The sequence below is a fragment of the Pseudoxanthomonas sp. GW2 genome (genome assembly GCF_000283075.1).
Classification (GTDB): Bacteria; Pseudomonadota; Gammaproteobacteria; order Xanthomonadales; family Xanthomonadaceae; genus Pseudoxanthomonas.
Map to the genome: position 1 here is coordinate 26,570 of NZ_ALIP01000006.1, position 9,763 is coordinate 36,332.

Genomic DNA, 9,763 nt, shown 5'->3' on the forward strand with positions numbered 1-9,763 from the left:
TATGCCGAGCATAGCGAAGGCGCTCACATGCGGACTACGTCCCCTGCCCCAAGGTCCGCAGGACCCACCCCTCCCGAGGACCAGGCAATGGCGACCCGCAACATCCTCCGCACCCTCAAGGCCGAGCACGACGAGCTGCGCGCCCTGTTCGAACAGATGGAGCAGACCAGCGACCGCGCCGGCAGGAAGCGCACCGAGCTGCTGGGGAAGATCGAGGCCAACCTGATGCCCCACGCCAAGTGGGAGGAGACCGTGTTCTATCCGGCCTTCGCCGAGCGCGCCAACCGCGAGGGCCTGAAGATCCATGCCGAGGCCGTCGAGGAACACCGCGCGGTCGAGAAGACCGTGATCCCGGACGTGCACGCCGCCGACGTCACCACGCCGCAGTTCGCCGGCCGGGTGAAGGTGTTCGGCGAGCTGATCGACCACCACGCCAGGGACGAGGAGAAGGAGATGTTCGCCATGGCGCGCAAGCTCTTCACCGCGCAGGAGCTGGCCGAATTCGACGAGGCCTACGAGGAATGGAAAGCCTCCAGTGCCTCGACCCTGGTCTCGGCCATGGCCGGAGCCAAGACCGGGATGAAGGCCGCCGTGCGCAAGGTGACCCGCAGGGCGCAGTAAAGCCGACCCGCAGTGCGCCGGGGCAACCCGGCGCCGTACCTGCTTCGCGTTTTCGTCCAGCCTGGCCCGGCTCAGGGCGTCGCCAGCGGCTCCTTGCTGTCGCTGTACCTCACCGAGCGGAACACCCCGCCGCCGTTGGCACTGCAAAGCCCCGGCTCCCAGGTGGCATGCGGTGCCAGGCCATACCGTACCTGGCAGTCCCAGCCCCCGGCGGTCATGAAGCACATGCGCACGTCGACCGGCGCGCCGCATTCATTGGAGACGATGCCCTTCAGGCCGCTGGTACTGCCGCACTGGTGCGGTGATGTCACGGGCTGTCCTACGCAGGCATCGGCACGCTCGCGGGTCGAGGCCTGTGCCGACGCCGGGGCCGCGGCGCCAGGAGTGCCTGCGGCATTGGCGGCGTACGCCTGCGCCTGGCTTGCGGCCTGCCGCGCCTGCAGGGCCTGGCGCTCGCGTTCCCGCGCCTGGCGCGCCAGCTCCTCCTGGCGCATCACCTCGCGCGCGTGTGCGGCATCACGCGCGGCACGGGCGTTGGCTTCGGCTGCCGCCTGCTGGGCACGCTGCTCGGCTGCGCGCCGGTTGACGTCGGCATAGGTTGCATGGAGGTCCGCGCGTGACTGCGCCTCGCGCGCCTTGGCCCCGTCCACCGCACGTTCCAGCGCCAGCCAGGCAGCGGAAGGCTGCGCCGGCTGGTTCCATTCGGCTTCCGCCGCCTCGGCCGCCCAGCGCGCCTCGCGTGCCGCTGCTTCCGCCTGCGCCTGCCGCAGCTCTGCCATCCACTGCTGGTCCCTGGCCTGCTTGCGCCTGATGGCGTTGGTCATCGCCACCGAGACCTCGCCGTTCGGCATCCACTGGAACTGGCGCCGGGTGTCGGTGGTCAGGACCAGGGTGTGCGCGGTGACGACAACCCTGCGGCTGTGGGCGATGGCCTGGGCCGGGGTCACACCCTGGCCTGGCAGCGTGCGCACGTTCCAGGTCTGGCCATCGAAGGCCTCCACGTACTCGCGGATGTCCGGCTGACCGGGCCCCTTGACGGTCCAGGTCCCGGTCGCATCGTCGAACACCACCGTGGTGAGCTGCTCGGTGAACGCGCTCCCGTAGCCGAGGGAGGCGTACCTGGACCGGAAGCCGCCCGTAGTCTCGCTGACCTGGATGGCCGCTTCGCCATTGGGCAGCAGCCATTGCCCGGGTTCCACCGCGTTCCTTTCGGAGTTGACCAGCGCTTGCCAGTAACCCCGGTTCAAGGCGTTCTGCGCCGCCAGCGCCTCGCCCTCCAGCACCGGCATGGGAGGCAAGTCGTAGTGCACCGTGCGGGACACCGACAGGGGCTCATCGCCCCACAGCCCGACGTCGAGGTTCTCCCGTATCACCAGCAGCCCGTCGGCACGGGCGACAAGGCGGAGACGTACCCCGTAACCGGAGAACGCTCCCGAATACGAAGACAGCCGCAACTGGTCGTTGCCGAACCAGTGCGCATTCAACAGGCGCTTGTAGCCGAAGGCCGATTCCAGCATCTGGAGCTTGTCACCTTTCCGGCCGGCTGCCGCCAGCACGTAGCGTCCGAGCGACTGCCCGTCCTGGTCCCACAGCTCGATGACCAGGTGCCCGCCTTCCCGGCGCAGCTGCACGGCACCCTTGCCGTCGGCGGCCAGCAGCCTGTTGCCGATGAACCGCTCCAGTCCGCGCATCGCCGGGCCCGGGCCGGGGGCTGCCGCGGCAACCCCTGAAGAATCCGCCACTTCGTCTGCCGCCTCGTCCGGCAATGCTGCGGCCAGCCCCTCTGCCGGAAGCCGGGGCTGCGTGGCGCTGTCCTCGTTGCCTGCCGTGCCGGCCTCGGCCACCGCGGCGGCATCCTGCCCGGTTCCGCCGTCGGCCTCGAAGAAGAAACGGTTGTAGCGCGTGGGCGGCTCCACCGACACCGGCCGCCCATCCTTCGCCTTGGCGCGGCGCAACTCCCACTGCCCTGCATCGTTGAAGCCGGCAAGGTAGACGAGCTTGAGCAAGCCGACGCCGACGAACAGCACCTGGCCATCTTCCTGTACCGTGCCCCGCCACTGCTTGCCACCCATGTAGGAGCCGGTGAGCAGCAGGGTTCCGGGTGCGGTATCAGGGCGGATGTGGTCACTGTGCACGACCCGACCGTCGCCCGGGTTCACGTACTCCTGGACCAGCTCCTCGCCTTCCCTGGCCCAGTACCAGCGCAGGCGGTAGCCCTCCGGCCCAGCGGCCGCGGTACGGCCCGGCAGTGATGCGTACTGGCCCCACACCGGGTCCACTTCCGCCGCCTCTACCGCGGCGTAACCGCCCAGGTACAGCAGGGCCACGCCGAGGATCCGCTTCCAGCCCGTCAGTTGCATGGTGCCCCCCAGACGCCCTCCCCAGGCGCTGGCCCAAGATCCATCGGCCGCCTGCCGAGGTCAAGACACGGGCAGCCAGATCAGGCTGAATACGGCGCCAGTCCTGGTCGGCCAGGCCGTAGCCCCGAACGCGGCGTCACTGCAGCGCGGACTCAGGACTCCACGTCCGGCATCACCGCCGGCATCGGCCCATCCTGGGTGCGGGTCCGCTCCAGGTAGCGCATGGCCTCCTGGTGGTAGGCCTCGTGTCCCGGCGCCAGGTGCGGCACCAGCAGGCGCACCCAGGCGCGGGTTACGCGACGGGTCTCGCCCGGGCAGTGCGCGGCACGGGCGGCGGTCAGGTCGCCGGTGTCCACCAGGTGCGCGAAGGCCTGCGGGTCGGTCCCGTAGATCATGCATTGCAGGTTGAAGTAGCGCTGCTCGGCCAGCGCGTGCTCGTCGGCATAGGCTTCCAGGTTGTAGGCGCCGGTGCTGCGCGAAAGCATCCAGTTGGCGGCCAGGCCCAGGTTTTCGGTGACCTGCTCCGGGCTTTCGTCCAGCGCCGCGAAGCGCAGCATCAGGATCGCCGCCAGCTGGTCCACCGCATCCTCCTGGCGGCCGGTGACCGGCAGGTCGAGCAGGTGCACCAGGGCGTGCCCGGTCTCGTGCAGCACGATGAAGCGCACGTTGGCGCGCACGTAGCGCAGCGGGTGTTCTTTGCCCAGGCCCAGGGCCTGCTGGTGCTCCACGCCGCGCTCGTAGAGCGTGCGCAGGGTTTCGTAGCACAGCACCACTTCCGCCCGGTCCGGGCGGTAGAACGCGCCGAACTCGCCGCACTCGGCGGCCACGTAACGCAACGGGCGCGGCAGCGCGAACATGCCGTCGATGGCCTGGATCTCCGGCAGCTGCCGCAGCAGGTCCACCTCGCGCACGCGGCGGTGGATCTGGCGCAGGTTCGGCGAGGCCGGGGCCTCATAGGCGTAAGCGAAGCGCGGCGCCGTAGCCGCCTGCCGACCCGCCGGCGTTTCCTGCCCCGCCATCGCCGGCAGGATCGCGAGCATGCCGGGCATCACGAGGGCCAGGGCGGGAAGGCGGATCCGGAACGGCATCGGGCGCGGTCTCGTGCGGGTCGGGCGGCAAGCGTAGGGGAAGCCGCCGCGTCCTGCACGTCGCGCCGTGCCGTCAGAGCGCGGCCAGCTGCAGTTGCGAAGCGGCCTTCAGCACCACCCGCGGCACGCCATCGCGCAGGCCGACGTGGCCGGATACGCATACCTCGCGCCCCTCCAGCCGGGTCTTGAGCAGGGACGCAAACGCGTAGCGATGGTCCTCCCAGATCACCGCCTCCAGCCGCTGCCGCGACGGGAACGGCTGGCCCACGCTGATGAAGACCGGCTTGCCGCGCAGGTCGTCGCGCAGCATCACCCGCACCACCGGCCCCTGCAGGGCTACCGTGGTGCCGACGTGGCTGCGCGCCGCCTGCCAGGGCAAGGGGTTGCGGCAGGAACTTCCCTCCGCGGCCGGCGCGCTTCCCTCCGTCGGCGTGGCGGCAGCGACGGTCTGCCCGGCAGCGGGCGCAAGCCGGGGCTCCTGGCCGGTATCGCCCGAAGCCTCCGGGCCCGCGGCCAGGAACACCGCCAGCATGCCCATGCCCAGGACCACCAAGGGCCGGATCCAGGTCCTCATGGCGATCGCCCCCGGTGCTCCGGCGTTGCGCCAGGCCAGTCACGGGTCGCCCCGCGGTCACGCATCGACCCGCCCCGGTCGCGGGCAAGCCATCAATCCCGTTCCACGATGTCCCCCTCTGTCCCACAGGACAAGGTAGCGAATGTAACAGCCAAAACCGGGATTGGCGTCACATTGCCCGACCAGCGGGCGAAGAACGGGATAACCGGCCTGCAGGGCTCAGCGGGCCCCTCCCCTGGCCTCCAGATCCGCCAGCTGCACCAGCGAGATTCCAAGATGAGGCGCCAGGGCGCGGTCCACGAAGGCCTTGTGCGAGGCCCCGACCAGCAGCATCACCCGCTCCGGCCGCGGCGACGCCGCCACGTCGAGCACATTGGCCGCCATGCGCTGGTTGCGCAGTTCCCACATGGCTAACGGAAACGGTGCACGCCATCGGCGCGGTCCTGCACCAGCCACCCGTGCCACTGCATGGCGTCGTCCCGCTGCACGGCTTCGCTGTTGAGCTGGCGCAGCAGCGCAAGCATGTCGTGGCTTTCCGCCGCCTGGTCGAAGAGGTGCTGCATGCGCCGGGCCGCCGGCGTCGCCCGCCACTCCTCGCCCCAGGCCTGGCGCGAGGCTTCCTCCAGCGCCGCCTCCGGGAGCGCCAACGTCCGCACGGCTTCGTACTGGCTATCCACCGGATCCAGCCGCTGCAGGCCCAGTCGCCGCGCCAGCGGCATGGCCAAGGCCGCGATCTCGTCGCTGGCCGCCAGCCTCTGGTCCAGGGCCTGCCGGGTGGGCTCCGGCACGACCTGCGCCCTGGCCCTCGCTTCGGGAGACGGGTAGGACCACTGCAGTGCCGCCGAATCGAACTCGTAGGCCGCCAGCAGCAGGCCCACCAGTTCCACCCGCGCCGGCTCGGCCAATCCGCCCGCATCCGCCAGCAGCGCCTCGGCCTTCGACCGGGCCATGGCGCGGTCCACGCCCAACGCCTGCTGCATGGCACGGTCGTGGGTGACGATCGGCCCGGCAAACTGGTCCAGCACCTGCTGCGCACCGCGATCATGCGCAGCGCGCTCCAGCAGCAGCGCCACCTCGTCCGGCGGCAGCCGCTCCACCGCAATGCGCGTCGGCGCGAACCGCGCCAACAGGTCCAGCACGCCGTCCAGGTGCGCCGGCTGGATCCAATCGATGCCGGCCAGGTGCGCGGTGCCAACCACCAGGACCTCGCTGCGCAGTTCCGGGCGCATAAGAGGTCCCAGCTGCGTTTCCACCGCCGAGCCCAGCGCCACGGGGGGAGCGGCGGACGCCGGCGGCAAGGCCAGCAGCAGGCCGAGCATCAACGGCGGGATGCAGCGTGGGATTCGCTCCATGGTCGCACTCCGTTCGAGTCGGTAGCCGTGCGGTAGCCGGTACGGTCATCACGAACCTAGCGCCGTGGCCGCCTGGGTCCATGGGGCAAAGGTCACAGGCATGCTCCATCCCATCCGTCCCCAACATGGAGCAGGTGATTTCCGCCGCCAAACTGGTAGCCTGGCGCGCATGCCGGGACTGCATCGCGGGCTGTACGAACAACTGGTCACCGAGGCGCTCGAGGACGCCCTTTCCGAGCTCGATGCCCGACACAAGCCCGTACGGGAAGCATTGCATCCGGCGGAGGCGGCCGATCGCATCGCCCTGCATCTGGCGTCGCTGGTGCGCCGGGCCATCGATTCCCTGGACAGCAAGCAACGGGTCCAGGTGGGCACCCGGCTGGCGCGCGAAATCGCCGAGCTGCTGGCCGCCCAAGGTCGCGGGGTGGAAGCGACTGACCGCCTCTCGCCCGCTGGCGACCTGCTCCGGGCGGTTGTCGCCACCCGGCCCGATAGCCAGCCGGAGGAGATCCCGCCGCCAGCCACTCCGCTGCTGGACACGACGCTGCTGACCAATGCCCCAGGCGAGCCCCACATCGGCTTCCAGCTCCGCTCCGAGATCGCCTCGGCGGACCGCATCGACGTGCTGATGGCGTTCGTGCGCAATACCGGGATCCGTCCGTTGCTGGAGCTCTTGCGCCAGCACGTGGACCAGGGCCGGCCATTGCGGGTTCTGACCACCACCTACACCAACTCCACCGAGCTATCGGCGCTAAAGGCGCTGCGCGACCTCGGTGCGCGGATCAAGGTGTCCTATGACACCTCCAGTACCCGCCTGCATGCCAAGGCCTGGCTGTTCCATCGCCACTCCGGTTTCTCCACGGCCTATATCGGCTCCTCGAACCTGACCCACTCGGCCCAGGTCACGGGCCTGGAATGGAACGTGCGTGTCTCCGGTGCCCGCAATCCGGACGTCATCGACAAGTTCTCGGCCGTGTTCGAGAGCTACTGGCAACATGACGACTTCCGCGACTTCGACCCGGACGAGTTCCAGGAGCTGACCCGGAGCCGGGCGGAAGGCCCGCAGGTCTATCTAAGCCCGGTCGAAATCCGCCCGGAGCCATTCCAGTCGCGGCTGCTGGAGCTGATCGAGCTGTCGCGGCTACAGGGCCACCACCGCAACCTGCTCGTTTCCGCGACGGGCACGGGCAAGACCGTCATGGCCGCGCTGGACTACCAGCGGTTGCGCAAACGCCTGGCAAGATCGCGGCTGCTGTTCGTGGCCCATCGCCAGGAAATCCTGGAACAGAGCCTGGCCACCTTCCGGCATGCGCTGCGCGACCCGGCATTTGGCGAGCTATGGGTCGGCGGCGCACGCCCTGCCCGCTTCGAGCATGTGTTCGCGTCGATCCAGAGCCTGACGGCCAGCGGCTTGCAGCACCTGGCACCCGACCATTTCGACGTGGTGATCATCGACGAGTTCCACCACGCCGCCGCACGCACGTACAGGGAGCTCATCGAGCACCTGGCACCCTTGGAGCTGCTGGGCCTGACCGCCACCCCCGAACGTGGCGACGAAGAGCCCATCCTGCACTGGTTCGGGAACAGGATCGCAGCGGAACTACGGCTGTGGGACGCCATCGAGCAGCACCGGCTGGTGCCTTTTGCCTATTACGGCATTGCCGACGGCACCGACTACCGGAACCTGGCCTGGCACAGGGGGCGGGGCTACGACCTCGACCAGCTGAGCAACCTGGTGACGGGCGACCATGCCCTCGCCAGGCGCATCATCGACAAGACGCTCAGGACCGTCCCCAACCCGGGGTTCATGCGTGCCCTGGGCTTCTGCGTATCCGTCGCCCACGCCAGGTTCATGGCCGAGCAGTTCAATCGCGCCGGCATCGCGGCGGTTGCGGTCTGGTCGGCCAGCAGTGACGAGGAACGCCGCCAGGCCCTGCAGGACCTGGCCAACGGCAGGATCCGCGTGGTGTTCTCCGTGGACCTGTTCAACGAAGGCGTGGATATCCCCACGGTCGACACCTTGCTCCTGCTGCGCCCCACCGACAGCCCCACGGTGTTCCTGCAGCAGCTGGGTCGCGGCCTGCGCCGCGAACCGAGCAAGAGCATCTGCACGGTGCTGGACTTCGTGGGCCAGCACCGCAAGGAATTCCGCATGCACCGCCGCTTCGGCGCCCTGCTTGGCGGCGGCCGCAAGCAGATCGAACAGCAGATCGAACAGGGCTTCCCCTTCCTGCCCAGCGGCTGCCACATGGAGCTGGACCCGGTTGCATCGGAGCTAGTCCTGGCCAACATCCGCGAAAGCCTTCCGACCACCTGGCGCGGACGCGCCTACGAGCTGCGCCGGGTCGCCGAATCGCAGCCGCACGTCACCCTGAAAAACTTCCTGGAACTCAGCGGCATCGAGCTGGAAGACATCTACTCGGCAAACCGCAGCTGGTCGGACCTGCTGGAAGCCGGCGGCGTGGCCACCTTGCCCGCAGGCCCGCACGAGGCCGTGCTAAGGCGCGGTATCGGCCGCTTGCTGCACGTCGACGATGCCCTGCGCATCGGCAAGTACCGCGAGTTTGCGGCCATGCCGCAGGCCCCGGACATCGCCCAGCTGGACCAGACCGCTCGCCGTCTGTTGCACATGCTGGCTGCGGTGCTGTTCGACAAATTCCCGGTTCCCGTCCACGACCTCCGCCAGGCAGCCCAGGTCCTGTGGAGCCATCCGCAGGTGCTGGCCGAGCTTGGGCAGCTGATGGAAGTGCTTGCCGACCGGGTCGACCACCTCCAGCAGGCGTTGTCCACCCATCCCCACGTCCCGCTGCGGGTGCACGCCCGCTACACCCGCCGGGAGGTGCTGGCGGCGTTCGCCAGCCATACAAGGCTTACCCTTCCAGCCTGGGCGGGCGGCGTACATTGGGACCAGACCGAAAGAGTGGACCTGCTGGCCATCACCCTGGACAAGAGCGTCGGCCACTTCTCCCCGACCACGCGCTACCGCGACTACGCCATCAGTCCCACCCTGCTGCACTGGGAAAGCCAGTCCACCACCCGCGAGGACGGCGAGGTCGGCAGGCGCTACCGCAACCACGCCAGCCAGGGCAGCACCATCCTGCCCATGGCCCGCCTGACCGTGGACGACCGCGCATTCTGGCTGTTGGGACCGGCTACCTACGTCAGCCACGAGGGCGAGCGGCCCATGGCCATTACCTGGAAGCTGCAACACGAGCTACCCGGGGATCTTTACGCGCGCTTCGGCGCCGCGGTGGGCTGAGTAGCACTTCGAGCCGCCCATCCGCCGCGCTAGCATCGGACCCTTCCGTGCGTCGGAGCCGACCATGGCCAAGTCGATCAAGCCCACTGGCACCCGCAAACCACCGCTGCCTGGCGAGGACCATGCACCCGTCGAGGCCTGGATCAGTAGTTCAATGCCGCGCCTGCAGCCCGTGCTGCGCCACCTGGATGCGCAGATCCGGCAGTCCCTGCCCGGGGTCGGCTATGCCGTGAAATGGAAGAAGGCCTACTACGGCCTGCCCGGCCTTGGCTGGGTCATCGAGCTGGCGGCCTATGATGTCTCGGCGAACGTGGTGTTCTTCGCCGGCGCCCGCTTCGATCCGCCGCCTCCGCTTGGTGAGGGTTCGCGCTACGTCAAGCTGCACTCGCTGGAAGAAGCCCAGGCCGCGGAGATGGCGGCCTGGATCGAACAGGCCGGCAGGCATCCAGGCTGGGCCTGGTAGCCCACCGCCGTATCGCCTTGCGAAGGCCGGCCTGCCCGGCTTGCCC

8 protein-coding genes are annotated in these 9,763 nt (G+C 69.3%); 3 read left to right on the top strand and 5 right to left on the bottom strand.

The window, feature by feature from the left end; translation table 11 throughout:
• Positions 1-87: 87 nt before the first annotated feature.
• Positions 88-621, top strand: coding sequence for a hemerythrin domain-containing protein (locus tag B351_RS0100415; protein ID WP_019397081.1), 534 nt, complete (start codon positions 88-90; stop codon positions 619-621).
• Positions 622-692: 71 nt separating this feature from the next.
• Here B351_RS0100415 and B351_RS0100420 read toward each other — a convergent pair whose 3' ends face one another.
• The 5 genes from B351_RS0100420 to B351_RS0100440 form a co-directional block, all read right to left on the bottom strand.
• The gene (locus tag B351_RS0100420; RefSeq protein WP_156810384.1) at positions 693-2,948 is read right to left on the bottom strand and encodes a hypothetical protein; all 2,256 of its coding nucleotides are present in this window, start codon (positions 2,946-2,948) and stop codon (positions 693-695) included.
• A gap of 185 nt (positions 2,949-3,133) precedes the next feature.
• Positions 3,134-4,069, bottom strand: a complete 936-nt coding sequence (locus B351_RS0100425) for a DUF4344 domain-containing metallopeptidase (RefSeq protein ID WP_019397083.1) — start codon at positions 4,067-4,069, stop codon at positions 3,134-3,136.
• A gap of 73 nt (positions 4,070-4,142) precedes the next feature.
• Entirely contained in the window at positions 4,143-4,643 is a 501-nt protein-coding gene (locus B351_RS0100430; protein WP_125165627.1) for a hypothetical protein, read from the bottom strand.
• A gap of 219 nt (positions 4,644-4,862) precedes the next feature.
• Positions 4,863-5,051, bottom strand: a complete 189-nt coding sequence (locus B351_RS0100435; protein ID WP_019397085.1) for a hypothetical protein — start codon at positions 5,049-5,051, stop codon at positions 4,863-4,865.
• A gap of 2 nt (positions 5,052-5,053) precedes the next feature.
• Positions 5,054-5,995, bottom strand: a complete 942-nt coding sequence (locus B351_RS0100440; protein ID WP_156810385.1) for a hypothetical protein — start codon at positions 5,993-5,995, stop codon at positions 5,054-5,056.
• Between the two features lie 169 nt (positions 5,996-6,164).
• Here B351_RS0100440 and B351_RS0100445 point away from each other — a divergent pair, with 169 nt between their 5' ends.
• Both B351_RS0100445 and B351_RS0100450 read left to right on the top strand, forming a co-directional pair.
• The gene (locus B351_RS0100445) at positions 6,165-9,254 is read left to right on the top strand and encodes a DUF3427 domain-containing protein (protein WP_019397087.1); all 3,090 of its coding nucleotides are present in this window, start codon (positions 6,165-6,167) and stop codon (positions 9,252-9,254) included.
• Positions 9,255-9,318: 64 nt separating this feature from the next.
• Positions 9,319-9,717 carry a DUF1801 domain-containing protein gene (locus tag B351_RS0100450; RefSeq protein WP_026010184.1) on the top strand — a complete coding sequence of 133 codons (399 nt, stop codon included), beginning with the start codon at positions 9,319-9,321 and terminating at the stop codon, positions 9,715-9,717.
• The last annotated feature ends 46 nt before the right edge of the window (positions 9,718-9,763 follow it).

Excerpts from the sequence above, each read along its gene's own strand:
- B351_RS0100415 (WP_019397081.1), top strand. The coding sequence starts at position 88 with ATGGCGACCCGCAACATCCTCCGCACCCTCAAGGCCGAGCACGACGAG.
- B351_RS0100425 (WP_019397083.1), bottom strand. The coding sequence starts at position 4,069 with ATGCCGTTCCGGATCCGCCTTCCCGCCCTGGCCCTCGTGATGCCCGGC.
- B351_RS0100430 (WP_125165627.1), bottom strand. The coding sequence starts at position 4,643 with ATGAGGACCTGGATCCGGCCCTTGGTGGTCCTGGGCATGGGCATGCTG.
- B351_RS0100435 (WP_019397085.1), bottom strand. The coding sequence starts at position 5,051 with ATGTGGGAACTGCGCAACCAGCGCATGGCGGCCAATGTGCTCGACGTG.
- B351_RS0100440 (WP_156810385.1), bottom strand. The coding sequence starts at position 5,995 with ATGGAGCGAATCCCACGCTGCATCCCGCCGTTGATGCTCGGCCTGCTG.
- B351_RS0100445 (WP_019397087.1), top strand. The coding sequence starts at position 6,165 with ATGCCGGGACTGCATCGCGGGCTGTACGAACAACTGGTCACCGAGGCG.
- B351_RS0100450 (WP_026010184.1), top strand. The coding sequence starts at position 9,319 with ATGGCCAAGTCGATCAAGCCCACTGGCACCCGCAAACCACCGCTGCCT.